General features: G+C 44.2%; 32 protein-coding genes. 27 read left to right on the top strand and 5 right to left on the bottom strand.

Going from position 1 to position 23368, the window contains the following annotated elements; translation table 11 throughout:
- Window positions 1-5: 5 nt before the first annotated feature.
- From ACIFQN_RS26435 to ACIFQN_RS26425, 3 genes are read left to right on the top strand one after another with little or no spacing between them, the layout of a single operon-like run.
- Window positions 6-323, top strand: a complete 318-nt coding sequence (locus tag ACIFQN_RS26435; RefSeq protein ID WP_429836021.1) for a hypothetical protein — start codon at window positions 6-8, stop codon at window positions 321-323.
- The gene (locus ACIFQN_RS26430; RefSeq protein WP_429836020.1) at window positions 320-610 is read left to right on the top strand and encodes a phage holin family protein; all 291 of its coding nucleotides are present in this window, start codon (window positions 320-322) and stop codon (window positions 608-610) included. The genes ACIFQN_RS26435 and ACIFQN_RS26430 overlap by 4 nt, the downstream gene beginning before the upstream one ends.
- Window positions 607-1296, top strand: a complete 690-nt coding sequence (locus ACIFQN_RS26425) for a glycoside hydrolase family 73 protein (RefSeq protein ID WP_429836019.1) — start codon at window positions 607-609, stop codon at window positions 1294-1296. The genes ACIFQN_RS26430 and ACIFQN_RS26425 overlap by 4 nt, the downstream gene beginning before the upstream one ends.
- A 45-nt stretch (window positions 1297-1341) precedes the next feature.
- Here the strand turns inward: ACIFQN_RS26425 and ACIFQN_RS26420 are convergent, their stop codons facing one another.
- The gene (locus ACIFQN_RS26420) at window positions 1342-1593 is read right to left on the bottom strand and encodes an AbrB/MazE/SpoVT family DNA-binding domain-containing protein (protein ID WP_429836018.1); all 252 of its coding nucleotides are present in this window, start codon (window positions 1591-1593) and stop codon (window positions 1342-1344) included.
- Window positions 1594-2057: 464 nt separating this feature from the next.
- Between ACIFQN_RS26420 and ACIFQN_RS26415 the strand changes: the two genes are divergently transcribed.
- The 8 genes from ACIFQN_RS26415 (at window position 2058) to ACIFQN_RS26380 (ending at window position 6306) form a co-directional block, all read left to right on the top strand.
- Window positions 2058-2600, top strand: coding sequence for a hypothetical protein (locus tag ACIFQN_RS26415; protein ID WP_429836017.1), 543 nt, complete (start codon window positions 2058-2060; stop codon window positions 2598-2600).
- Between the two features lie 134 nt (window positions 2601-2734).
- On the top strand, window positions 2735-3274 hold the full coding sequence (locus ACIFQN_RS26410; protein WP_429836016.1) for a hypothetical protein: 540 nt from the start codon (window positions 2735-2737) through the stop codon (window positions 3272-3274).
- A gap of 13 nt (window positions 3275-3287) precedes the next feature.
- Window positions 3288-4295, top strand: a complete 1008-nt coding sequence (locus ACIFQN_RS26405) for a hypothetical protein (RefSeq protein WP_429836015.1) — start codon at window positions 3288-3290, stop codon at window positions 4293-4295.
- 100 nt (window positions 4296-4395) lie between these two features.
- On the top strand, window positions 4396-4611 hold the full coding sequence (locus tag ACIFQN_RS26400; protein ID WP_429836014.1) for a WYL domain-containing protein: 216 nt from the start codon (window positions 4396-4398) through the stop codon (window positions 4609-4611).
- On the top strand, window positions 4601-4843 hold the full coding sequence (locus ACIFQN_RS26395) for a hypothetical protein (RefSeq protein WP_429836013.1): 243 nt from the start codon (window positions 4601-4603) through the stop codon (window positions 4841-4843). The genes ACIFQN_RS26400 and ACIFQN_RS26395 overlap by 11 nt, the downstream gene beginning before the upstream one ends.
- Window positions 4828-5169, top strand: coding sequence for a YolD-like family protein (locus ACIFQN_RS26390; RefSeq protein WP_429836012.1), 342 nt, complete (start codon window positions 4828-4830; stop codon window positions 5167-5169). Before ACIFQN_RS26395 ends, ACIFQN_RS26390 begins: the two co-directional genes overlap by 16 nt.
- Before the next feature lie 11 nt (window positions 5170-5180).
- Window positions 5181-5426, top strand: a complete 246-nt coding sequence (locus ACIFQN_RS26385; protein ID WP_429836011.1) for a hypothetical protein — start codon at window positions 5181-5183, stop codon at window positions 5424-5426.
- A 52-nt stretch (window positions 5427-5478) separates the two neighbouring features.
- Complete coding sequence (locus tag ACIFQN_RS26380) at window positions 5479-6306, top strand: ATP-dependent DNA ligase (RefSeq protein WP_429836010.1); 828 nt, start codon at window positions 5479-5481, stop codon at window positions 6304-6306.
- 135 nt (window positions 6307-6441) lie between these two features.
- Here ACIFQN_RS26380 and ACIFQN_RS26375 read toward each other — a convergent pair whose 3' ends face one another.
- Together ACIFQN_RS26375 and ACIFQN_RS26370 are read right to left on the bottom strand one after the other, a co-directional pair.
- On the bottom strand, window positions 6442-7569 hold the full coding sequence (locus tag ACIFQN_RS26375) for an amidase domain-containing protein (protein ID WP_429836009.1): 1128 nt from the start codon (window positions 7567-7569) through the stop codon (window positions 6442-6444).
- A gap of 93 nt (window positions 7570-7662) precedes the next feature.
- Window positions 7663-8001, bottom strand: coding sequence for a hypothetical protein (locus ACIFQN_RS26370; RefSeq protein ID WP_429836008.1), 339 nt, complete (start codon window positions 7999-8001; stop codon window positions 7663-7665).
- Between the two features lie 235 nt (window positions 8002-8236).
- Between ACIFQN_RS26370 and ACIFQN_RS26365 the strand changes: the two genes are divergently transcribed.
- On the top strand, window positions 8237-8974 hold the full coding sequence (locus tag ACIFQN_RS26365; RefSeq protein ID WP_429836007.1) for a hypothetical protein: 738 nt from the start codon (window positions 8237-8239) through the stop codon (window positions 8972-8974).
- A gap of 181 nt (window positions 8975-9155) precedes the next feature.
- Window positions 9156-9545 carry a hypothetical protein gene (locus ACIFQN_RS26360; protein ID WP_429836006.1) on the top strand — a complete coding sequence of 130 codons (390 nt, stop codon included), beginning with the start codon at window positions 9156-9158 and terminating at the stop codon, window positions 9543-9545.
- 34 nt (window positions 9546-9579) lie between these two features.
- Here the strand turns inward: ACIFQN_RS26360 and ACIFQN_RS26355 are convergent, their stop codons facing one another.
- Together ACIFQN_RS26355 and ACIFQN_RS26350 are read right to left on the bottom strand one after the other, a co-directional pair.
- The gene (locus tag ACIFQN_RS26355) at window positions 9580-9828 is read right to left on the bottom strand and encodes a hypothetical protein (RefSeq protein WP_429836005.1); all 249 of its coding nucleotides are present in this window, start codon (window positions 9826-9828) and stop codon (window positions 9580-9582) included.
- A gap of 2 nt (window positions 9829-9830) precedes the next feature.
- Window positions 9831-10187, bottom strand: coding sequence for a sigma-70 family RNA polymerase sigma factor (locus ACIFQN_RS26350; RefSeq protein ID WP_429836004.1), 357 nt, complete (start codon window positions 10185-10187; stop codon window positions 9831-9833).
- An 867-nt stretch (window positions 10188-11054) separates the two neighbouring features.
- Here ACIFQN_RS26350 and ACIFQN_RS26345 point away from each other — a divergent pair.
- From ACIFQN_RS26345 to hslO, 14 genes are all read left to right on the top strand, one after another.
- Window positions 11055-11387 (top strand): hypothetical protein, encoded by a 333-nt coding sequence (locus tag ACIFQN_RS26345; RefSeq protein ID WP_429836003.1) that lies wholly within the window; start codon window positions 11055-11057, stop codon window positions 11385-11387.
- Between the two features lie 3 nt (window positions 11388-11390).
- The gene (locus ACIFQN_RS26340; protein WP_429836002.1) at window positions 11391-11543 is read left to right on the top strand and encodes a hypothetical protein; all 153 of its coding nucleotides are present in this window, start codon (window positions 11391-11393) and stop codon (window positions 11541-11543) included.
- Entirely contained in the window at window positions 11543-11965 is a 423-nt protein-coding gene (locus ACIFQN_RS26335) for a hypothetical protein (RefSeq protein ID WP_429836001.1), read from the top strand. Before ACIFQN_RS26340 ends, ACIFQN_RS26335 begins: the two co-directional genes overlap by 1 nt.
- Window positions 11966-12020: 55 nt before the next feature.
- Window positions 12021-12584 carry a hypothetical protein gene (locus ACIFQN_RS26330; protein WP_429836105.1) on the top strand — a complete coding sequence of 188 codons (564 nt, stop codon included), beginning with the start codon at window positions 12021-12023 and terminating at the stop codon, window positions 12582-12584.
- Between the two features lie 138 nt (window positions 12585-12722).
- The gene (locus ACIFQN_RS26325) at window positions 12723-13064 is read left to right on the top strand and encodes a DUF3870 domain-containing protein (protein WP_429836000.1); all 342 of its coding nucleotides are present in this window, start codon (window positions 12723-12725) and stop codon (window positions 13062-13064) included.
- A gap of 241 nt (window positions 13065-13305) precedes the next feature.
- Complete coding sequence (locus tag ACIFQN_RS26320) at window positions 13306-14244, top strand: ABC transporter permease (RefSeq protein WP_429835999.1); 939 nt, start codon at window positions 13306-13308, stop codon at window positions 14242-14244.
- Window positions 14245-14270: 26 nt separating this feature from the next.
- On the top strand, window positions 14271-15158 hold the full coding sequence (locus ACIFQN_RS26315) for an ABC transporter permease (protein WP_429836104.1): 888 nt from the start codon (window positions 14271-14273) through the stop codon (window positions 15156-15158).
- A 5-nt stretch (window positions 15159-15163) separates the two neighbouring features.
- Entirely contained in the window at window positions 15164-16189 is a 1026-nt protein-coding gene (locus tag ACIFQN_RS26310; RefSeq protein ID WP_429835998.1) for an ABC transporter ATP-binding protein, read from the top strand.
- A gap of 132 nt (window positions 16190-16321) precedes the next feature.
- Window positions 16322-17980 (top strand): peptide ABC transporter substrate-binding protein, encoded by a 1659-nt coding sequence (locus tag ACIFQN_RS26305; RefSeq protein ID WP_429835997.1) that lies wholly within the window; start codon window positions 16322-16324, stop codon window positions 17978-17980.
- Between the two features lie 150 nt (window positions 17981-18130).
- Complete coding sequence (locus ACIFQN_RS26300) at window positions 18131-19225, top strand: dipeptide epimerase (RefSeq protein WP_429835996.1); 1095 nt, start codon at window positions 18131-18133, stop codon at window positions 19223-19225.
- A gap of 2 nt (window positions 19226-19227) precedes the next feature.
- On the top strand, window positions 19228-20145 hold the full coding sequence (locus ACIFQN_RS26295) for an NlpC/P60 family protein (protein ID WP_429835995.1): 918 nt from the start codon (window positions 19228-19230) through the stop codon (window positions 20143-20145).
- Between the two features lie 27 nt (window positions 20146-20172).
- On the top strand, window positions 20173-21132 hold the full coding sequence (locus tag ACIFQN_RS26290) for an ABC transporter ATP-binding protein (RefSeq protein WP_429835994.1): 960 nt from the start codon (window positions 20173-20175) through the stop codon (window positions 21130-21132).
- A gap of 252 nt (window positions 21133-21384) precedes the next feature.
- Window positions 21385-22329: a sigma-70 family RNA polymerase sigma factor gene (locus tag ACIFQN_RS26285; protein WP_429835993.1), complete on the top strand. Its 945-nt coding sequence runs from the start codon at window positions 21385-21387 to the stop codon at window positions 22327-22329.
- Window positions 22330-22489: 160 nt separating this feature from the next.
- The gene (hslO, locus tag ACIFQN_RS26280; protein WP_429835992.1) at window positions 22490-23362 is read left to right on the top strand and encodes an Hsp33 family molecular chaperone HslO; all 873 of its coding nucleotides are present in this window, start codon (window positions 22490-22492) and stop codon (window positions 23360-23362) included.
- The last annotated feature ends 6 nt before the right edge of the window (window positions 23363-23368 follow it).

The following is a 23368-nucleotide window of genomic DNA, read 5'->3' as shown; positions in this document are numbered from 1 at the left end:
GGACCGTGGACGAAATCAAAGACTTACAAAAGGGGATTACTGAGATTCTGGTAGCAATCGGCAAGATCGAGACGGAGATCAAGCAGTTGTCCAGCATGTCCGGCAAGCTAGAGCAGACAGAGAAGTTGGCTATCGAAGCCTTGCAGAGTACGAAGGCAGCGCACAAACGAATAGATGAGCTCAGCAAGCAACTGGATGAATTGGAGAAGAAAATCGAGGAAGACAAGAAACAGAACAAGGACGACAAAAAGTGGATCGTTGGCACCGCACTCGGTGCAGTTGCTCTCATTTGGAATTTCATTAAAGGTGGTGTAGGGCATTGAATCAATCAGACCTATTAGTATTGGCCCAGCAGTATATGGCAGACAAAGCACTCATTATTGTGGTTGTTCTCCTGGTGCTCGGATACTTTTTGAAGCGCACTCCACGAGTACAGGATTGGATGATTCCGTGGTCTCTTACACTGGCAGGTGTTGTGTTGGCCTGCGGCATTTTACAGGCATTTACGGTTGAAAGTGTCGTGCAAGGTATTTTAGCTGCTGGTATTGCTAGTTTGACGCACCAGATTTGGAAGCAGACGACAGAAAAGAGAAAGGATGATGCCGAATGACCCAGCAAGAATTTATCGCAAAGATCGCACCAGCAGCTGTAGAGGACATGCGTCGCACAAAGGTACCTGCATCGCTGACGATTGCTCAGGCGATCCTGGAAAGCAATTGGGGAAAAAGCGGACTGACTATCAACGCCAATAACCTATTTGGAATCAAAGGGACGGGAACTGCAGGTAGTGTTAACATGCCTACAACGGAGTATGTTGGAGCTACTCCAATTGCAACGAGTGCCAAATTCAGAAAGTATAACAGCTGGGACGAATCTATCGCTGACCACTCAGCTCTGATCCTCAAAGGCACAAGAGACAAGCCTACTCGATATCATGGGGTACTGGGGGCAGATTATAAAACCGCCTGTCAGAAGATCAAAGACGGTGGGTATGCTACCGATCCAGCGTATCCTCAGAAGCTGATCAGCTTAATTGAGAAATACGAACTATACAAGTATGATGTTGATAAGTCTGACAACTCTGTGGATAAAGAAGCGCCAACATTGAAATTAGAGGATTGGGAACGCGAAGCTGGCTTGAAGGCAATAGACAATCTTGCTGCCAAAGTACTTCTGAATGATCCAGATAAATGGAAACAGAGACTAAAAGACGACCCGAAAGGTGTTCTAGAAGAATTGCCCTGGCTGGTGTTTACACTTCTGGACCGTGCAACCGATAAAATATCGCATCAATAGTGAAGCCCTCCTTCGGATTTTTTGTCCGAAGAGGGCTTTTTTTGATTATTGCGATTCATTTTTTGCTTCACTAACACAGGATGAACAGATCAGTTTCTCTTTAAAGCGGAAAGTATCCAAGGCATTACCACAGAATACACATGCCGGTTCATACTTCTTTAATATGATACGTTCATCATCAACATAAATCTCCAGTGGATCCTTGATGTTAATATCAAAAAGGTCACGCAGCTCCTTCGGAAGCACGATACGTCCCAGCTCATCGACTTTTCTAACAACCCCCGTTGCCTTCATCATATTCCTCCATTTTTATATAAATAATAGTGAATTTTACTAATTTAAACAATCGCAAAAAGAAAACCAAGGAAAAAGAGCTGATAAACCGATACGAGTATTTGCCGGCACGGATAAGAAACGGTTTCGCCATGGTCGGAGGAAAGCAAGCATGGTCGTGGCTGGTAACCCGATTGTATCGTTTTTTACGAGAACGTACTTGCCGTATGGACGAGCGTTCTGACTCATAAAATAACTTTTGTGGGTCATCAGAGGCGAAACGTATGGGAATGTGTCCCTGGATGTGAGGTAGTTAACATGATGCAACCAGCAGTATGGAGTGGTTGAAGAAATCCTTGTAGGGACGATTTCTTCTTGATAGAAATCTGCTGTGGATTTATTTACACTTTGGGTAAATTTAGGTTACTAAAAACCAGTATTTGGGTATATAATTGGGTAATAAGACACTATTGAGAGAGGTGAGGAGGATGAAGTTTTTTCTGTACAGTTCAATGGTTGAAAAGGCGATGATTAACATGCCATCAGAGTGGTACGGATCCATTCACCTCACCTCTGATAAAAAAATCGTTGCCCTAGATGAGTCAATAGCTGATAGGTCCTATAATATTAACCAAATTACCAGTTTGGGGTTAAAGGACATCTTTATATTACAAGACTCATTTCTTGAAGTTATTAAAGATGCAAGTAAGTTCAGATTAGTACCTAAGAGCATTGCTTTTGATGTAGATATTGAAGAAGAAGATCTAGATGAATTGAAAAGCTTGTTCAGTTGTGGAGAATTCCTGAAGGCAGCAAAAAGAATAGCTCTATTAATGGATGAATATGAATGTGAGATTAGATCTTTAACTTTTTTTGATAAAAATGTAGCTGAGCTGGTCGAAATTTCAAAAAATGGCGTAATATATATTTTAGGAGATTTTAATGTAAATGAATGGTTTGAAAAAGCATACTATTTTTATGTATTAAGTGACTACAGGCTGCCAGACGAGGCTGGGGGGTTATTGCAATAAATCTCCTTAAAACTTCTTTTCCTGCTTTAGCATTAGAATTAATAAAACTATCAATAATCAGTATCACTCATTTATATGCAGGCTCAACTTGGACAAGCAATACTATAAGTTCAACAATTTGGATTGTGTCGGCAATGTTTATGTATTTATTTTTAACATGGGCTTTTCATTTTAGAAGGGCAGTTAAGCTAGAAGTTAAACTAATCAATAATAAAACAAAAAAGAATGAAACTGAATTACATGATTCAAGCCAAGAGAAAGAAAAGACAATAAAAATTGGGTTCACATTAGAACGAAGGGTCAGTATATTTTCATTACTTGCGAGATTATTAATAAAGAGAGGGAAATTGTATATAAAGGTTACTTCTAATTCAGATGACCTGTTACTTATAGCAAAAAACAAAGCGGAGTTAATTGAAGTAATTGATGAACTTGATGGTTTCTCTATTGATATTACTGAACAAATCAATAAAAGTCTCTCAATTGGTATTGCCTTTCCACATGAGAAAAATTATGAATTTGTAGTGAGTACAAAAAGAGGTATAAATAAAACGCCAGAGAGGAAAGTTCTGGTATACACAAATATTATGTTCGAAAAAAAAAGAGCTGGATTCCTATTTAAATCCTTATTTGAGGTGCATGATGGGAAACATACAGTAGAGATTTTTCCTTGAGGGGGCAATATTAGTGAAAAGGACCCGCCTGGTATTATGGGCTCTTGATCCTAGATTAACTTTAATAGAGGTACAAGATAAACTCAAAAAAGACTACGTTCAGCATATTGGTGATCTTCTTCAATCCTCTGTACCAACGATTGAGAAAACTTTGAATCATCGTTGGATAGTGTATGACAAGTCTTTTCGTCAATCGCGAATAGCTAACAAACCAATAGAATATATTTTTGCAAAAGGAATTTTAGAACTACAAAATGGACCTAGAGATTTAAGGTTTGATAGAGATGGAAGACTGATGCCGAAACATGCACGCGTAAAAGAAAAAGAAATAGAAACGTTATTTTTTGAAATGGAAGGACGTGTGTATTCTGTCCTGGCTACAGCAGAATACCTTGAACCTAATGTTAGATCAAAACTTTTTTTAAAGGATCATGAGTGGGGACACATTGACTATCGAGAATTACCCCAATATAAATTTGACCATAATTTTTTTAATTGGTTAATACTAAAAAAAGGCAAAACGATTAAAGATCCGTTTGGGAACGAACTTTCTTTATTAGATGTTGCAGGTTTTTCTGGGGAGTCTCATAGAGGGGCTTCAACTTTTACTGGTTCGGGTGGGAATATTGCTAATCAACCAGTAACACAGACAATGATAAGTATGTCTTCACCTTTCCACAAATTAGAACTAACTTTGGAATATCAACATATGAGAATCCACTTTGAATTGGGTAAACTCTCTGAATGCAAATACGATGATGAAAAAACATATAAAAAAAGTGGCCCAGATGAACATGGATTTGTAAATGTTCACGAGGCCATTATAAGTATCTACTATGAAATTATACCTCTTTTAAACGCGGCATTCCACAAAGAAATTTTAGATGGTACATTCCGACTAAGATATGATCAGTACCAAAAGCAAACTGGTCTGCATGTAATTGAGGATATTGCAAGACAACTTGATCTTAGTTCAGTCGATATTTTATCACTTAACTTTTTCAAAGGAAAGAGTCCTTAAAAAACAATCTCCCACTTATCAGTGGGTATTTTTTTGTCTTGTTAAAGGAACTAATGTTCGTATATAATGCAAACAAATGTTCTTGTCGGAGGCGAGCGATGTGTTAAAGGAACTGCAACGAGCAATAGACCAGCATCAACATACTCAAGTCATCTACCTCGGCAATGATGGGCAGATGACTTTGCGAACCTTGCGACCGCTAGAGGTATCGGGCAACAGATTGAAAGCTTTCTGTCTTACCAGACGAGCGCCGCGCATTTTCATCATCGACAACATTCTGGCTGTTGAACCGGTGGTGTTTGGTCGTGCTGTCTGATATCGAAAGGAAAGTCCTGCGGGTCATCGCCAACTACTCAGCCGGGCGGCGTAGGACCCCAACGGTAGACGAATTGTGTATTAAAACGGGTCGCAGCCGTGGCGGTATCATGAAAGTGCTTGAAGTTCTTGCAAAAGAGGAGTATATCGAGTGGAAGAGATCAGATCCAGATCACATGGTAGTCTTGGAGGCTTGGGAACGGAAGGAGCATGACAGATGGCGAGCAAAGTAGAGAACGTATTTGCGGCAAGTCGCTGGGTATTGTCAGAGCAACGCGAGCTGTATCTCCAGATGAAAGAGGACGAAAAACTTGTGCGAATGCCTGAACTCGAACAGGACGAACTCGAATCATTCCATTACCAACTAAGAGACGCCGGACGAGAGAACTATGCTGTCACCATTACTTGGTGGAAACACAAGAAGGATAGCCTGGGAACGACTTGCGTGATGTGGGGAAAGGTTGAGTGGATCGACATGAATACTAGGCGAGTTAAGTTGCTTACTGACGAGGATGTCCAATGGATACCAATGGATACTATAACCGAAGTAAAAGGCTAGGAGGTAATATCATGGCAAAGGCAACTACACCGAAACGACCGACACGAGATGAATTTGAATTAGAAGACTTAGGCAATCAGCTTGTGGAAGCAAAAGAAGATGGAGACGAGAGGAACTTAACCGTTTGGGGCTTGACTGAGAAAGTGCGTGGGCGGATCACAGTGCTTGATTCACGTACAAGATTGGTCCATATAGATGAAAACGGAGTAACAAGGAAAATACCCTTCTTGGATATTATGAAGGTTAGTTACGAGTAATTACCAGCGCTCCTTATGCCTTGAATTGATACAATTGTATTGGTGATGCTATATGGAATTTATATCTCCAATGCTGCTGGAACAGAGAGATAAGCCGTTCTCGGACGGTCGCTATATTTTTGAACCCAAGATCGACGGTCATAGATTAGAGTTGTCCAGAAGGAACGGGGTTACCCGCCTTTACACTCGCCACAACAACGATGTAACGGCGAAGTATCTCGAACTCTTAGCTGATGGCCCTGACATCGTATTGGACGGTGAGCTTGCAGTAATGGACCCTGAAACGGGTATACCAGATTTCGAATTAACAATGTCCAGGTTCCAGTCGAAAAAGTCCCGGCTTCCTATATCATATGTGGTGTTCGATATTTTGCATTACGATGGAGTTGATCTGCGTGATTTGCCGCTGATGGAGCGCAAGGATGTTCTCGATAGAGCGATCACAGATACGCCGACGATAAGCAAAATTGCTTATATTGATGGGCGTGGCGAGGACCTTTACGACCTGATTGTTAAACGTAATATGGAAGGTGTAGTCGCCAAAAGAAAAGACGGTCGATATCATGCTGGCAAGCGTACAGACGATTTTATAAAAATCATTAACTACTCGTATGCCGACGTGAGCATAGCTGGCTATCGAAAAGGTGAATTTGGATGGTTGGCACATGTTAACGGACGACCTGCAGGTGTTATTGAGCTTGGTGTACCACCAACCCATAAACAGGCATTCTATGGAGTAGCAAAACCTCTTATTACGGGAGAGGATCGCGATTTTGTCTATGTTCAGCCTAAGATAAAAGCACGGGTTAAATTCCGGAATTGGACGAGGAGTGGGATGCTTCGATCACCTGTATTTCTAGAGTTTGTTTTACCGGCATAGTATTAAATACTCGAAAACCCGTCTCTTATCACCACAGGAGACGGGTTTTTCTGTCTAGTTAAACGGCTAGTTTCTTTATGATTTGCTCAAGTAAGGAAGGGGAGGGGAAAGACCAGTTATAGCTAGCTAAATAGATTATTCATGGATATCAATTAATCTGTAATCGCACTCATCATATTTTGAAACGAAATAATCCCAAGCAACGTTTTTTCTATTTGAAGAATGATAAGAGACGAGTGGAATATCATATCGCCCATTATTAGTGAGTTTCGTTACGATGGCAGTATGGTTCCAGTCTCCATCACTATCAATGTCGTATTGTACTACATCCCCCAAACGTAGTTCACTAGCGTAATCCAACTCTGAACCGAAGATAGTATACGAATTAGTAGCTACTTCGTAGAAATCATCAACGTTGATCCAGCTATTTGAGACGTCCCATCTATCACGATAGAACCATTTTTTGTAGTTACCTGATGTGGTACCTCTTTCGGGAATTCCACCATAATTCAGTGCTTGTGAAACAAAGTTTGTGCAATCGTTGTTCCAGTAATAGTAATCAGGATTTGGACTTAATGCATAATCAAGGGCGTAATCAGCAGCATCCGAACCATCGTACGAATATGACGCTAACGCAGCAGTTTGAGGGGCTTTACTAGCTGCTTGTTTCTGCGAATTTTGTTTTTTTGCGCTTTGTTTTTTCAATTGAGCTTTAAAGTCTTTTCCCTTTTCAATAATATCATCACTACTTGTATCCGTTTCTAGTGTGTCCGAAGACATCTTTACAATTTCAAAACCTTCTGAAGTTCCATGAGAATTTTTAAGGAGGCTATTCTTATTCAGTGATGTAGCTGGTTTAGTAAGAATTATCTTCACGTCATCTGCAAAACCAGATTCAATTGAGTCATTGACAACAAATTCCTGAATAAGGTAGATATCTACCTCATAATTATCTTTGTTTTCTGTGACATCCTTAATATCATAGGAAACTCTGTAATCAGTTACTTCAAAGTTTTCAACATCGATAATATATTGAAGATAAACTGAGGTTTCATCGTTTTTATCAAATGGGAGACTGCTTATATCTCCATTATTAATTGCCTTCTCTCTTTCTTTGAAGAAGTTATCAATCGCTTCTCGAAGCTCTGGTGTAAACTGCTTTTCGCTGACTTCTGATTTTGCAGCGAGCACTTGTGTTGGAACAACACTAAATCCTAACGTTAAAGACAATGCAGCGAATAATGCAAATTTTGCTTTCTTCACAAAACATTCACTCCCATATTTTCCAAATATTTGAATCGTCTTTATATTACATCTATCCGGAAAATATTACAATATTAAATTCGGGTTATTGGGTTATTTATCCGTATATGTAAGTCTTTCGCGGATTACTTTCCATTGTAAAGCTTCATATACTAGAACATATTCATAGTGATTTACGCGCTTTTTCCCTTCACTAGTAGTGACGTTTTTATTAACATCAACATAATATTTACCTTCAGCAAATTGGATATTGGTATGATTTTCAGCGCCTTCATTTGCCAGTTCATTTGACTTTTTATTGTGTTCATTGATCAATTCCCTAACCGTCAGAAGGACGCCCATTTTACCAGGTAGGTCTTTGAATTGAAAAAAAACGCTTAGCGCAATAGAAGCCAGAACAACACCAATGATCCAATTCCTAGTCTTATTCATATAAATCACCCCATTTTTCTAGTTCTAATGAAATTAAACGGTATATGATCACCTCCAGATCCCATAATATAATACGATTTCTATAAATTGGAAGTTTCTGTAGGTACATATAATTTTAAAATTTTTTCTGCAAAATTTATTAAATCTTGTTGTAAAAGTGGCGCTAATTTTTCCTATAAGGGTGAGGACGACATTATTTTAGGGTCGTTCATCCTAAATAAAAGGAGAACACAGTATGCCACAAAATTATGAATACTTCACCCTTGAAGGGGCACCGATGTATGGAGGTTACAGCGGGCCACGGATGCTCACAATCAAAACGAAGTTAGATAATATTAGAACCAAAACCATTTTGCGACCACTTTCAACTACTACGGAAACAGGTATTAATGGGGGATTTTTTGCTGCAGATAATGGATACAATAATCCTCCAACAGCTGCTAGGTCTATTTGTTACAATAAATTTGATGATGGTGACGAAGTAACTTACGAAGGTCAAACCCTCCCTGAGATTTACAAATACAATGGAACCTCATCAAATCCAAAGTCTAGAAAAACTGCGGTACTCTATGAGGATAGCAATGGAAATACCAAAGCTGCTTACATGTACGCAACAAAACTTTCTGAGGTTTTGGACCGGTATAGTACAGCAACAAATGTTATTGGGGGAACAAGCTTCAACGTTTCAGATTGGAGTGATACAGCGTACTACGGACCGACACCTCGTACAGTTTTTGCTTGGAAAGGCTCCTATGCCTACTTGATTGTAGTTCCTGATGCTATTAATGTGCCTTTACTGAAAGATTCGTTAACACATGTTGGGCTTGATCCAACAAATGCAATCGTGTTGGACGGATCTGGTTCTAGCTCAATTCAAGTAGATGATGATGATAATGGACTAGACGAGGATTTTAGTTTCTATGGTGAAGATCGATACCTCTTCAACTTTATTCGCGTGAATAAAGATTATTAATTTAATAAGGGACTTAATCTTTCAAGATGGCTATGGTCCCGAAATTAAACATAGAAGGCATCCCCACTTATTTTCTTGAGATGGGGATGCCTTTTTATGGGTACTTTATCCTGAAATTGGATAAGGAGGTTTTTTGATAGCAAGTTTTGATTTATAATACAACAGAAGGAGGAGGAAATTTATGGATTTGCGATTGAGGCCGTACCTATTAATAAATGTCGGCTTAGCGATATTGTTTTATGTGCTGGAAATTATAGTAGAATATTTTGATCCAGGTACAGAAGAGTATATGAAGTTAAGTAATTCAGCAAATGCTGTGTTCTTTAATTTCTTTTTTTGGGGACCGATTATTCTTATTATATTGTTAGCTAAAAATGGAGTGGCACTTTATCTGAAAAGAAGGTTTCTGCCGAATGTAAATAAATTTCTCTTTTACTTGTTGGTAGGGGTTATTTTTTCTGCAGTATATTCATGGAAAATGCACGATTATTCAGTGTTCATTTACCCATTGATCCCACTCTTAGAAACATTACTTTTTGGTTTCTTGTACGAGAAGAGTAGGGATAAATAAGTAATATTAGAGAGCAAGCCATGTAGAGGGAATCTCATAACATGGCTTTTACATTTATAAGGCTGCTGTTAAGTTCTAAACCGGCTTGCTCGTCACGAATAAGGGAGATGAACGCCATCTTCATTTGTTGAATACTATCCTCACGTGGTTGCTTTATGAAATTTGCCATAGTGATCATTTCTGGTACGAATAAATCAATCAAAGCTTCCAATGCTTGATTATTTGTTCTCGCCTGTTGCAACAAATTTAAAAAATCACGATCTGAAATCTCGTCAAGTGTCATTACTAAGCACCTTTTTGAGAAGTACTTAGTGACTTGCGCAGTTGATTTAAATACTTTCGTTTACAAGCGTTTACCCATTGCTGGGACACATTGAGTTGTTTGGCAACGTCCGATTCAGTTGCACCTTCAAGTACCAGTCTTTGGATAATAAATCTCCCTGTATCGGTTAGGTTACTCAATATTTCCTCAATGTACAGGTTTAGATCAAAGCTCGCCTGATTATAATCACAGTGAAGAAATTCTATTGGTTGTCCTAAATATTGTACAAAGTGGTTTTGTTTTTTTACTTCGTATTGAATACGCCAGGCTATTCTTCTAAGTTGGAGCATATATGCCTCTTTGAGCGATTTATTTTGCATACGTTCCTCCGATCATTAATAGTTACATAGACACTCCTTAAGATGCGAACCTATGTTCTATTATACCATGTTTACCAAAAATGCTCAAAGTGACTTGATACACATTACGTAATTACATCTAAGAACAATGTACTAACAATGAATTTTTAACGTAATCATTGACAAGTCTTGATTAAAGTTTTTATAAGTAAATGTATGTAATGAAAATACAGATAAATGTAAGCGTGAATGACGTGTCAGGGTTATTAATAAAAAAACAAGGAGCTAGTATTTTTTATCTACTATCTCCTTGTTTTTTTATTGAGCAGATTCAAATGATGTACCATTAAACTTGTAGATAGATGTAGCTTGGTCAGATTTGGGTATAACCTTATTGTCGTTAACAGGGCGTTTGTATAATGATGAGAAAAAGTATAGATGCTCGCCATCAGTATTATAAGAACTTTTTTTAGAATATGGCACTCTTTTGCTGTAATCATGTAAGTTCATACGGAAACGAATTAAGCCCAGCAGCAAACGATTCTGCTGAAAGCATTAACAGATCCATCACTTCTCTGAATTACGATACGAGAAACGAAAACATCAACTACCGGATGCAAAATGGCACATCCTACACGTCAAACTGATGCTGCACCATCACGTTTTTCTCGTCATTTTGATTATGGTAGGAAGTCTCATATCCTTTCTGTGGGCTTCCGGGCCAGAGGAGCAGTTACGCCAGACACAACAAGAAAGGGTGTATAGAGCGACGACGGTTATCTTCCATTAGAAGAGACCTGCGTTCTCGAAAACATGGTTAAGTTAAAAGTATTTCTCATTTGCTTGTCTGTCCTGATTATAGTTACTTCCGCTTTGGGGGCATATCACATGTATGCCATGGAACGAGCAATTGCGCGAGGTATCTATGCCGATATTCTTGACGATATGCAGGATATTGGCTATCTGGAGCCGTCCTTGGCCGATTATTATCTCGATAAAATGGGGGAGCTGGGTTGGGACGTGAGTGGCGATGTATTCGCTGGGAGCTGGCCGCGTGTAGAGAGTGCCCGTGCACGGAAGGAGCGGCAGGAAGACGTAACGCTTGCTGTTACCGTTACCCCGTCCAAGGTAGCCCAGTGGTTACATCGCTTTGTGGAAGGAGACACGTCATTTTCCTTTGCTGGTAGTCGTCCATCTGAATATTTTGATCCGGGGTGGTAGTGGATGAATAAAATGATCACCATCTTGGTTTTGCTGGCTCTGGTCTTACCTCTGACTGTGAACCTTCTCTTTACCGGACCTGACAATCTATTGTCGGCGTGCACCCAGTTTTTCGGTGATTTGCTCACGAATGTGACGCGATTTGGTACAAGCTGATGGGACAATTGATTGCCGTGATTCTCAATGTCATGGTGCTGCTGATGGTACCATTAGGAATTTTACAAATTCATACGGTAGTTCAGGCACGTAACGAGCTTTTGGAGGTAAGTGCTGCCGCTACGAAGTACGTGAGTAACCACGGGGGAACCAGTGAAGTGGAGCTGCAGCAGAAGGTTCGCGCTTTTATCTCACGGGAGCTGGCAGAAAAGCAACTGTCTCTTTCAGATCCTGAACTGTCAGTCAGTGTCACCCGTACCCGCGCTGTCGATCCGATCCTTTTAAGTCATGAGGACGAGTTCGTGCTGCAACTGGCAATTCCATTTCCGCGGTTTACAAAGCTAATACCGATGCCGTCAAAGACTCTACAAGTAATCCGTCAAGGGACGATTAACGTCATGGATTATGACTTATCATCATAACGGCTCCAGTTAGGAGGCTATCACTACGGGTATCAACGTCTTATCCATTTCGGTTATCCTGTTCTTTTTATTAGTGGGAGCATTTGTTGTGGATGCTGATGTGGCTATGCAGAAAAAAACAGAGGTGAAAATGCTGCTGGAGCTGGCTAACCACCATGCGACCTTTGCTGTCGACCCTGTCCTGAAGACAGAAGGGGTGATCGATTTAATCGAAAATGAGGCACTTCAGCGTTTTGAAAGACGCATGAAAGAAAATGGCGGTTACGTTCGCGAGCAATATGCGTTTGTGCCAGCCGCAGACAGCATTACGACTGACCCTATTCCTTTTGGCCGATACTACGTGGATTTTCGTTCTTGGGAGCAGGATCTGCAATTGCGTTTTGAGTATAACGGGACAAGGTTTGTGATGGAGCAAGCTACACCAGGGGCAGTACGACCAAAAGGGGGGCGGTTGCAGATCACGGTCGTAACGGAGCAGGGCGAAGAGCTGCGGCTCGCACCGAAAACGATGGTCGGTCCATCCCATGTGATTGTCGCCTACGTGGACGAGCGTCCTTTTTTGCCAATGCTGCCAGCTCACGCCTTTCCCGTTGTTTCTGTCGAAGAAGTGAAAGATTAGTCAGACTTATTTACAAATTATGAATTTCTCTGGTACTATGTAAGAAAGTGCTTAGCCAGCTTGCGATTGTGAGGAAGTCGCTCTCCGAACGTCTCGCATGGCCGGTCCTTTAAGCATAGTAAAAGTGGGGTTTTTGATTTGTTTGATAAAGATACCATTTATATTGTTGGCGATGCTCAATCTTCTTCCAACAATCCGATTACGCAGCAATTCAGTGCGTTTTTTATCGGGTTGGTCGTCGATACTTCCAACGACAAGATTGTAGAGGCTGCTTGTTCCTCTACCGTCCAACTGACATCTGACTTTGCCCGATCGATCTTCATTGGTCATTCCATTATGGCGTCAGAGGCGATTGGAGAAGAGATTCGCTACCGATATTTTGGATCTTCGCAAAAAACATTGATTGCTGCGTTTAAAGATGCACAAAAGAAGTACAAACAAGCTATTTCCGTGAGAAGTAAGGCAGAGATTGCTAAATAACGAACTAGATATGCTGCTTTATTTATCCGTATGCACGGCATACACGTAAGTAAAACCCAGCAAATGCCCGAATTTACGAGCATTTGCTGGGTTTTTTGACTGGATCAGAAAGTATTGATTTCATATAACTGCTTCCTGATTCAGCAAGAATAACCCTCCACTAAAGCGCGGTCGCTCCTCCTTGAGCAGGCCACGATAGAGGTTTTATTAATCGGATTTTGGATGAAAAGGAGGAGAGTCCTTGCTATCTTTTGTTTTCCGCAGATTTATCTCCATGATTGTTACGTTATGGCTCATCATTACCCTCACGTTTTTCCTGATGCATGCGGTTCCTGGCTCTCCTTTTGAAAGAGAGGGCAAAGCCCTGAACGAATCCGTCGCGCAAAACCTCAATGCGTACTACAACCTGGATAAGCCGTTGATGGTCCAGTACGGGCTGTATTTGCAAAAGCTGGTGCAGTTTGATCTAGGTCCATCGACTGCGAACAGCGCGGATACAGTAAACAAGATGATTGCCCGCGGTTTCCCTGTATCGTTCCAGCTTGGTCTTATTGCCGTCCTGTTCGCCATCGTCTCAGGTATTGGGCTCGGCGTGATCGCGGCCCTGCGGCATAACCGTTTGATTGATTACGTGGCTATGATTATTGCCGTTATCGGTATTTCGATTCCCAGTTTTGTCGTTGCTCCCCTGCTGATCAAATATTTGGCGGTTGAATGGAAGCTGTTGCCGACCGCGACCTGGGGTACTTGGCAGCACGTCATCATGCCTGCACTGGCATTAGGATTTGGGCCGATTGCCATTATTGCTCGCCTGACGCGTACCAATATGCTGGAGGTACTGACGCAGGAATATATTGAAACGGCTCGTGCCAAGGGGTTATCTCCCGCAACGATCATTTTGAAACACGCGCTGCGCAATGCGATTTTGCCTGTAGTCACGCTGCTTGGTGCGCTGATCGCCAACGTTTTGACGGGAAGCTTTGTCATTGAGAAAATCTTTGCGATTCCCGGAATGGGTAAGTATTTTGTAGCTGGCATTATCAATCGTGACTATTCCGTCATTATGGGGACGACCGTCTTCTATAGTGCCCTCTTGATTTTCATGATGTTTGTCGTCGATGTGTTGTATGGCATCATTGATCCGCGAATCAAGCTACATCGAAAGGAGAGCGAAGGATGATCGTTTCTGACGACTTGTTTATCCCGATGCGCAAAGACAACCTGAATGCGGAAGCGATTGTGCGACCTCAACTTACGTTTTGGCAGGAAGCCTGGCTCCGTCTGCGCGGAAACAAACTGGCCCTAATGGGATTGGTCATCATTATTTTGCTGGGTGTCATGTCGACGATTGGCCCGATGATTTCGGGTCATGAATATTCAAAACAGTCGATTATCTCGAAAAATCAAGCGCCATCCGAAAAGAACTGGTTTGGAACAGATGAGTTTGGCCGAGACGTCTTTACTCGTGTCTGGTACGGTGCGCGCATTTCCTTGTTTGTTGGCTTTATGGCTGCTCTGATCGACTTTTTCATCGGTGTTCTCTATGGAGGGATTGCAGGTTACGTGGGAGGACGAGTCGACAACATCATGATGCGATTTGTTGATATTCTCTACGGATTGCCTTACTTGCTCGTTGTCATTTTGCTCATGGTTGTGATGGGGCCGGGACTTTTGACGATCATTGTGGCCTTAAGTGCCACAGGCTGGATCGGGATGGCCCGTACCGTCCGCGGTCAAGTCTTGCAAATGAAGAGCTCCGAATACGTGTTGGCTGCAAAAACGATGGGAGCCAAGCCGTTCTATATCATTCGCAAGCATCTCTTACCCAACACGATCGGCATCATTATTGTTTATGTGACTTTGTCTGTACCGTCCGCGATCTTCTCGGAGGCGTTCCTGAGCTTCCTCGGTCTGGGTGTCCAAGCGCCCATGGCTAGCTGGGGCGTGATGGCGAACGATGGACTATCAACCATATTGTCCGGTCATTGGTGGCGGCTCTTTTTCCCGGCTTTCTTCATTTCCTTGACAATGCTTGCGTTCAACGTACTTGGTGATGGACTGCGCGACGCGTTCGATCCGAAGGCAAGGAGGTAAGCGACATGGATCATACGGAAAAATTGCTGGAAGTAAGCGGGCTGCGTGTCACGTTTAAGACGCATGGCGGCGAAGTGAACGCGGTTCGAGATGTGAATTTCAGCTTAAACAAAGGGGAGACGCTGGCGATTGTGGGCGAATCCGGCTGTGGGAAGAGCGTAACGGCCAGAAGCGTCATGCGCCTGATCCCTGAACATATCGGAAAAATTGCAGGCGGCAGCATTATGTTTAAAGGCAAGGATCTCGCAGTACTGCGCGAAAAAGAGATGCGGGAGCTGCGCGGCAGAGAAATTTCCATGATTTTTCAGGATGCGATGACCTCGCTCAATCCTACGATTTCAATAGGCGAGCAGATCATGGAAGGGATTATCCGTCACCAGAAGGTCGCCAAAAGCGAGGCACGTAGGCAAGCCATCGAAATCCTGCAGCTTGTCGGGATCGCGAACCCGGAAAGCCGTCTGGGGCAGTATTTGCATCAGTTTAGCGGTGGGATGCGCCAGCGGATCATGATTGCGATCGCGCTCGTCTGTAAGCCGTCCATCCTGATCGCGGATGAGCCCACGACTGCACTGGACGTAACCATTCAAGCGCAAATCATCGACCTGTTCAAGAGCATCCAGCAAAAGACAGGCGTTTCGATCATCATTATCACGCATGACTTGGGAGTTGTCGCCAAAATTGCGGATCGGGTCAACGTCATGTATGCAGGGAAAGTCGTAGAATCAGGTCCAGTGCGTGACATTTTCTACAATCCGCAGCATCCCTATACAAAGGGCCTGCTGGCTTCAATGCCCAGGCTCGATGCAGATCGCGAAATACCGCTCAGCCCGATTCCCGGGACGCCGCCTGATCTGTTTGCTCCGCCGATTGGATGTGCTTTCGCAGCCCGCTGTGATTATGCTCTTGAAGTATGCCGCAATTATCAGCCTGCCGAATCCAATGTACACAGCAAGCATTCAGTCTCCTGTTGGTTGCAGGATCCGCGCGCCAAGAAGATGTTGGCTGCCATGCAGGCTCCGACCGGTACTTGATCGTCATAGTTCCTGATGCTTCGGAACGGATACGCAAAGCGAATTGCCCATTCTTTCCGTGTAAAAGAGGGTGTCGTCCAACGGCGCTATCCTTTTACGATATAAATAAAAAAGTATAAGGGGGAAGAAACAGTGAAAAAATTATCAACCATCCTGCTGTCTGCTTCACTGGCTGTTTCCATGTTCATGGCTGGATGTACATCGGGTCAACCAACGAACAATGAATCGGCTCCGCCAGCGGGCAACAATCAGCCGAATACGCCAGCCCCAGGGGATCAGGCAGCCAAGCTCCTGCTTTTGAACAACATCAAGGAGCCTACATCCCTGGATCCGCCAATCGGCTTTGATCAACCGTCCTACGACATCTTGAACAACTTGATGGAAGGCTTGACCCGTCTGGATGAAAATCAAAAGATCCAACCAGCCGCAGCTAGCGAATGGAAAATATCGGAGGATGGCAAAACATATACGTTTACCTTGCGCGACAGCAAATGGAGCAATGGTGATCCTGTAACGGCACATGACTTTGAATACGCATGGAAGCGCATGCTGGATCCCGCGTTGGCATCACCGGCATCATTCCTCGCCTATGTCATCGAGGGTGCAGAGGCTTACAACAGTGGCAAAGGCAAAGTAGAGGATGTAAAAGTAAAAGCTGTGGATGATAAAACATTGGAAGTCGTACTGGCTGAGCCCGCTTCCTGGACACTTCTCTTGGCATCCAACCCAGCCTTCTTCCCTGTACATAAAGCAACGGGGGAAAAAGATCCAAAATGGGCAGCCGAAGCCGCTACTTTTGTCGGTAATGGACCGTTCAAGCTGACTGAGTGGACACACGACAGCGAACTGAAAATGATGAAAAACGAGAACTACTGGGATGCAGCGAATGTAACCCTGGCAGGCGCTGTGTGGAAAATGATTGATGACGAGAATACCGAGTACCAAATGTTTACGAATGAAGAGCTGCACAGAACGACAACCGTTCCAGCCGACATGGCTGACCAGTTGTTCAAAGATGGCAAAGTTTATGTAAAAGATGGTGCTGGCACAGAGTTTTATCGCTTCAATGTGACCAAGGAGCCATTTGACAATGCCAACATCCGTAAAGCGTTCAGCTTGGCGATCGACCGTCAAACATTGGTTGACCTCGTTCTGATGCGCAAGCAAAAGCCGGGAACAGGCTTCGTTTCTTTTGGCTTGCCAGATGCGAATGGTTCGGGCGATTTCCGTCAGGTAGGCGGAGATCTAGTGAAATTCGACGCAGCAGAAGCGAAAAAGCTGCTGGAACAAGGAATGAAGGAAAAAGGCTACACGAAGCTGCCTGAGGTTACTCTCACGTACCGTAGCGGAACTGCCAACGAAAAAACAGCGCAAGCGGCTCAAGAAATGTGGAAGCAGACGTTGGGTGTAGATGTGAAGCTGCAAAAAGTAGAAGGAAAAGTTCTGACCGATATGCAAAAGCAATTGCAGTACCAAATTGCTCGTTCTTCCTGGCTGCCTGACTTCGGGGATGCCATCAACTTCCTGGATATTTTCCAATCGAAGAGCGGTAGTAACCGTACCGGTTGGAGCAATGCGGAATACGACAAGCTGATCGAAGGTGCTTACAAAGAGCCAGACGATGCCAAACGTCTGCAAATGCTGCATGACGCAGAGAAAATATTGGTTAACGATGCTCCAATCGCACCACTCTACTTCTACAACACATCTCTTCTCACTAGCGACAAGGTGAGCGGAGTCGTAAGCTCTTCTCTCAGCTATGCGGACCTGAGAAAAGCGGTCGTGAAGTAAAAACAGTTTGCCGGGAGAAGTCATTTCAGGCGGATGGAATGACTCTCCCCCCTTTTTTGCTGATTATTTTAATAGTGCTATAATTTAGTATGTCATTACGAAAAAATACAGATAAAGAAAGCTCAAGCGCTAGAGAAGATGGAGGAAAACATGATTATTCAAGCCATCGAAGTAAAACGAATTTCTGTCCCATTGAAAAAACCTTTTAAAACCGCTTTGCGCACGGTGCATAGCCTGGAGTCTGTGCTGGTCAAAATCACTTGCGACAATGGCATGGTAGGGTGGGGCGAGGCTTCTGCAACTGTCGTCATTACAGGAGACAGCATTGAAAGCATTGAATCCGCCATTAATAATACAATGAAGCCACAGCTCATTGGCCTGAATCTGGTTGCCTATGAGCGAGTATTCCAGACGCTGCACCAGTCTATGGTTGGCAACACGAGTGCCAAAGCTGCTGTAGACATCGCGTTGTACGACCTCATTTCGCAGCGGGCAGGGATGCCTTTGTACCAATTCCTGGGTGGATATCGTGACCAACTGGAAACGGACTATACAGTCAGTGTCAACTCACCGAAAGAAATGGGCGAGGACGCAGCGGCGTACCTGAAGCAAGGTTTTAACGTTCTGAAGATCAAGGTAGGAAAAGACAATATTGAGGATGATATTTTGCGCATTCAGGAAATTCGCAAATCCGTGGGCAATCAGGTGAAGATTCGTCTTGATGCCAACCAGGGATGGAATGTAAAAGAAGCGGTTCAATCCATTCGTAAAATGGAGGACATGGGACTTGGCATCGAACTGATTGAACAACCTGTAAAAGCGCATGATCTGGAAGGCTTGAAACGGGTAACGGATTCGGTCGATACGCCGATCATGGCTGACGAGAGTGTATTTTCGCCGGCACAGGCCCTGAAGGTTCTGCAAAACCGAGCGGCTGACATGATTAATATCAAGCTGATGAAGGCAGGTGGCATTTTCAAAGCACAATTGATCAACCAAATGGCTGAAGAACACGGCATTCCATGCATGGTTGGCAGCATGATCGAATCGCGTCTAGCTGTATCGGCTGCGGCACATTTTGCGGCTAGCAAGAAAAACATTACACGGTTTGACTTTGACGCGCCGTTGATGCTTTTGCACGATGGTATGGAAGGCGGCGTGACCTACGAAGGACGATTGATGACCATGCCGGAAGCGCCAGGACTAGGGTTTCACTCCGTAAATCTGTGGGAGGGAGGAAAATAATCATGAGAACAGCGATCGTTTCTGTCTCCGTTGCGACCGTGTGGACCAAACCAGAATCGCCTCGTGATATAGACCAGGCGGCACTCACATCACCTGTAGACGTACGCAGTTGGCTTGCTTCCCTCACTGTCGATGAAAAACTCGGATTTTACGACAACAATGCGATCCAAACACAGGCATTGTATGGCACACGAGTCGAGGTGCTGGAGGAGCAGGGGGACTGGTCTCATGTCCTGATTCCCGACCAGACCTGCAGGAAAAATGAGCGTGGTTATCCGGGCTGGATTCCATCGCGTCAGCTCGCTCCGTGGTCTGCGGCATTTGACGTAGAAAACGGGCAAAAGCTGGCGATGGTAACTGCTGCATTCACCCGCTTGCACATGTCCGACAAAGAACCAGGCATTGAGCTCGCCTTTTTGACCAAGTTGCCTCTCGTGGAAGAAACGGGAGACTGGATAAGCGTATCAACACCGGACGGCGTAGGCCTTTTGCGAAAAGAAGATGTTCGCATCGTGAACGCAAATGAGCCAGTTGAGCTGACCGGTAATCGCGGAGAAGCAATTGTAGAGACGGGCAAACGCTTTCTGAATTTGCACTATTTGTGGGGAGGCATGTCCTCCTACGGGTATGACTGCTCAGGCTTTGCCTACAACATGCATCGTTCTTTAGGCGTCCAAATTCCACGTGATGCCTCTGATCAGGCGAGAGCCGGTCAATTGATAGAAAAAGAAGATTTGCTTCCGGGCGATCTGCTATTTTTCGCTTATGAAGAAGGAAAAGGAAGAGTCCATCATGTGGGCATCTATATGGGGAATGGCGAAATGATTCATTCTCCGGATTCGCGCAGCGCCATCGAAATCGTCAAGCTGGATGGCTACAAGCTGGAAAAGGAACATTCTATCTCCAGACGTTACTGGTAAATGGATAAATGGGGGAGGAGTGGCCAGATGGAAAGAAAGAAACTGGTCCAGGTCAAGAACCTTACAAAAACCTTTACATTGGAAAAAGGACTCTCACTAAAAGCGGCCGATAAGGTCTCTTTTGATATTTATGAAGGGGAGACTTTTGGACTGGTAGGGGAATCTGGCTGCGGAAAATCAACGACGGGACGAACGATTATTGGCTTGTACCAGCCGACTTCAGGTGAGGTCATTTTCGACGGTCAAAGTGTTCATCGAGCTACTTCCGGTGAGCGGGGCAAGCTCACGCGAAACATGCAGATGATTTTCCAGGATCCGTATGCGTCCTTGAATCCGCGTATGAACATTTCCGAGATTATCTCCGAAGGTCTGAACCTAAATGGGCTCTATAAAGGTAAAGAGCGGATGCAACGGGTAGTCGAGCTTTTGGAAATGGTCGGTCTGCAAAAGGAACATGCGAACCGCTTTCCTCACGAGTTCAGTGGTGGGCAGCGGCAGCGGATCGGAATCGCGCGGGCGCTTGCCGTCAACCCGCGATTCATTATTGCAGATGAGCCGATTTCTGCTCTGGACGTATCCGTTCAAGCACAGGTCGTCAATCTGATGAAGAATTTGCAGCGAGAGCAAAACCTCACGTATTTGTTTATCGCGCATGACTTGGCGATGGTAAAGCATATCAGCGATCGCATCGGCGTGATGTATCTGGGCAATATGGTGGAAATGACCGCAAGTGAGAGACTCTATGAATCCCCCAAACATCCTTATACGCAGGCTTTGTTGTCCGCAATTCCCGTACCCGACCCCGATCTGGAAAAGAGTCGTGAGCGGAGTATTATCGAGGGAGACGTTCCGAGTCCGATCAATCCGCCCAGTGGATGTGTATTCCGTACTCGTTGTCCAGTCGCCAAAGAAGTATGTGCCCAGCAGAAGCCTCTCTGGCAGGAAGTGGACACAGGCCATTATGTCGCCTGTTATCTGTATCAATAAAACTAGTACGACAGGCAGATAATTCGACAAGATTCACCAGCCATCCCTACGTGTCGGGGGATGGTTTTTGTCGTATGTCTGCACCCTATATTAAGGAAGGGTTACCAGAACAAAATCGGGGAGGAGAACTGTTAATATTCTGTAAACGGGCAGGAATCGAACAAGTTTTGTCGAAATACGGTAACAGTAAACCATTTCGTAACTCGCCTAACTTCATCGTGAACTTCCATTCCAGAGAAGTGAGGGTTGCATATGACTTTGAGTACCTCCTCATTCCATTCCACTCCTGCCAGGTGGCGGGAAGTCGAAACTCAGTTGGGAATTACCGTGCCCCGGTCGCTACGATCAGACACGTCTGCCTTGCTGTTTTTGGAAAGCGTCGCTGCAACACCCATGTTGGACAAAGAAGAAGAGTTAGCTTGTCTCGTTCGCTATCAAAAGGATGGCGATCTGGATGCGCGCGAAACTCTTGTGCGAGCCTATCTGCGCTACGTCGTCAGTACGGCTTTGCGACATTTGAAAAGAGGTATGCCATTCCTGGATTTGATTCAGGAGGGCACGATTGGTTTGTTTACCGCAATTGACAAGTTTGACGTGGGACGTGGTGTTCGTCTCTATCATTACTCGCATTGGTGGATATCCCAGGCGATTACTCGTGCGATCAACGACAAAGGGACTTTGATTCGCATCCCTGTGCACATGCATGAGCAAATTCGCCAGTATCAAAAGCAAGTCTTGCATCTCGTACATGCGCTGAACCGTACGCCAGATCGCTCTGAAATTGCAGGGCTGTTGGACATTCCGTTAGAAAAGGTAGATGCGATAGAGCTTGCCTTGATGATGAAGATGGAATCCATTGACGCTGAGCTGGATGGCGATACATGGACGGCCGAGCATGAAGACGAGTGCCTCAGTTATGCAGAAATCATGGACGATGGCTTGTCCTCCCTCGATGACTGGATTGAAAAAGTCGATTTGCGCTCTCAGATGCGGGCTGCTTTGGAGAGACTGAGTCCTCGGGCGCAGGAAATCATTTCTATGCGATATGGTTTGTATGATGACCAGGTTTACACGTTGGAGGAAGTAGGCAAGATGTTTGGTCTTACCCGTGAGCGTATTCGCCAAATCGAAGCTACAACGATTGATCGATTGCGCACACAAAAGTCTTCCCGAGTTTTAAAAGAGTATTTGACCTGAATCAGGTCATCAACCACCCCCTTTCGATGAGAGAGGGGTTTTTTTGCGTGAAGGATGAAGTGCTCGGGAAGGCAGTGGGAAGAGGCGTAATCTCCATTTCTTGTGGTACACTGTTACAAGCAGCTTCAGATTTTTTTATTGTGTAAAGGAGGATCGCCAAATGAGCGATTATATGATAAGAGCAACGGGATTTAACGGGCACGTACGGGCCTTTGCAGCACGCACCACGGGTACTGTTGAGGAAATTCGCCGGCGTCATGACATGTGGAATACAGCGACTGCGGCAGCGGGCCGTACATTGACCGTGACGCTCATGATGGGGGCTATGTTAAAAGGAAACGAGAGCATCCATGTCAAAGTAAAAGGGGGAGGACCAATCGGACAGATCATTGCAGAAGCCAATGCTGACGGTGAAGGAGTTGCCTATGTAACTGAGCCTCACGTTCATTTTGATCTCAATGAAAAAGGCAAGCTGGATGTTGCTCGGGCCGTGGGAACAGACGGATTTGTATACGTAACCAAAGATCTGGGATTAAAAGAGCCGTATCAAGGCAGCTCGCCAATCGTATCTGGGGAAATCGGAGAAGACTTTACGTATTACTTTGTTACGTCAGAGCAGACTCCGTCGGCTGTTGGTGTTGGTGTGCTCGTAAATCCAGAAGACCGTTCTGTTTTGGCGGCAGGGGGATTTATTCTCCAGCTAATGCCAAATACACCAGATGAAGTGGTGGCAATGATGGAGGAGCGTTTGAGCCAGCTTCCGCAAGTATCTCGCATGATTGGCGAAGGACTTTCACCAGAGGAAATTTTGGCGCGGGTTTTAGATGAGCCAAAATACCTGAGCCGCACGGAAATCAACTTTTCTTGCAAGTGTTCAGAAGACAAGGTCGTCCAGGCACTCATTAGCTTGGGGAAGGGCGAAATGCAGAGTATCATCGAAGAGCAAGGGGAAGCAGAAGTCCACTGTCATTTCTGTAATGAACGTTACTATTATGACAAAACCGCGCTCACGGAGATCTTGAAAGACATGTAAGCGTGG

The sequence above is a fragment of the Brevibacillus sp. NRS-1366 genome (assembly GCF_050467985.1).
This window is presented reverse-complemented; position numbering and strand designations above follow the sequence as displayed.

Bases quoted from the DNA above. Each gene is read 5' to 3' on its own strand.
- ACIFQN_RS26425 (WP_429836019.1), top strand. From the start codon at position 607: ATGACCCAGCAAGAATTTATCGCAAAGATCGCACCAGCAGCTGTAGAG.
- ACIFQN_RS26420 (WP_429836018.1), bottom strand. From the start codon at position 1,593: ATGATGAAGGCAACGGGGGTTGTTAGAAAAGTCGATGAGCTGGGACGT.
- ACIFQN_RS26415 (WP_429836017.1), top strand. From the start codon at position 2,058: ATGAAGTTTTTTCTGTACAGTTCAATGGTTGAAAAGGCGATGATTAAC.
- ACIFQN_RS26410 (WP_429836016.1), top strand. From the start codon at position 2,735: ATGTTTATGTATTTATTTTTAACATGGGCTTTTCATTTTAGAAGGGCA.
- ACIFQN_RS26390 (WP_429836012.1), top strand. From the start codon at position 4,828: ATGGCGAGCAAAGTAGAGAACGTATTTGCGGCAAGTCGCTGGGTATTG.
- ACIFQN_RS26385 (WP_429836011.1), top strand. From the start codon at position 5,181: ATGGCAAAGGCAACTACACCGAAACGACCGACACGAGATGAATTTGAA.
- ACIFQN_RS26380 (WP_429836010.1), top strand. From the start codon at position 5,479: ATGGAATTTATATCTCCAATGCTGCTGGAACAGAGAGATAAGCCGTTC.
- ACIFQN_RS26370 (WP_429836008.1), bottom strand. From the start codon at position 8,001: ATGAATAAGACTAGGAATTGGATCATTGGTGTTGTTCTGGCTTCTATT.
- ACIFQN_RS26365 (WP_429836007.1), top strand. From the start codon at position 8,237: ATGCCACAAAATTATGAATACTTCACCCTTGAAGGGGCACCGATGTAT.
- ACIFQN_RS26360 (WP_429836006.1), top strand. From the start codon at position 9,156: ATGGATTTGCGATTGAGGCCGTACCTATTAATAAATGTCGGCTTAGCG.
- ACIFQN_RS26355 (WP_429836005.1), bottom strand. From the start codon at position 9,828: ATGACACTTGACGAGATTTCAGATCGTGATTTTTTAAATTTGTTGCAA.
- ACIFQN_RS26350 (WP_429836004.1), bottom strand. From the start codon at position 10,187: ATGCAAAATAAATCGCTCAAAGAGGCATATATGCTCCAACTTAGAAGA.
- ACIFQN_RS26345 (WP_429836003.1), top strand. From the start codon at position 11,055: ATGTATGCCATGGAACGAGCAATTGCGCGAGGTATCTATGCCGATATT.
- ACIFQN_RS26340 (WP_429836002.1), top strand. From the start codon at position 11,391: ATGAATAAAATGATCACCATCTTGGTTTTGCTGGCTCTGGTCTTACCT.
- ACIFQN_RS26335 (WP_429836001.1), top strand. From the start codon at position 11,543: ATGGGACAATTGATTGCCGTGATTCTCAATGTCATGGTGCTGCTGATG.
- ACIFQN_RS26315 (WP_429836104.1), top strand. From the start codon at position 14,271: ATGCGCAAAGACAACCTGAATGCGGAAGCGATTGTGCGACCTCAACTT.
- ACIFQN_RS26310 (WP_429835998.1), top strand. From the start codon at position 15,164: ATGGATCATACGGAAAAATTGCTGGAAGTAAGCGGGCTGCGTGTCACG.
- ACIFQN_RS26300 (WP_429835996.1), top strand. From the start codon at position 18,131: ATGATTATTCAAGCCATCGAAGTAAAACGAATTTCTGTCCCATTGAAA.
- ACIFQN_RS26295 (WP_429835995.1), top strand. From the start codon at position 19,228: ATGAGAACAGCGATCGTTTCTGTCTCCGTTGCGACCGTGTGGACCAAA.
- ACIFQN_RS26290 (WP_429835994.1), top strand. From the start codon at position 20,173: ATGGAAAGAAAGAAACTGGTCCAGGTCAAGAACCTTACAAAAACCTTT.
- ACIFQN_RS26285 (WP_429835993.1), top strand. From the start codon at position 21,385: ATGACTTTGAGTACCTCCTCATTCCATTCCACTCCTGCCAGGTGGCGG.
- hslO (WP_429835992.1), top strand. From the start codon at position 22,490: ATGAGCGATTATATGATAAGAGCAACGGGATTTAACGGGCACGTACGG.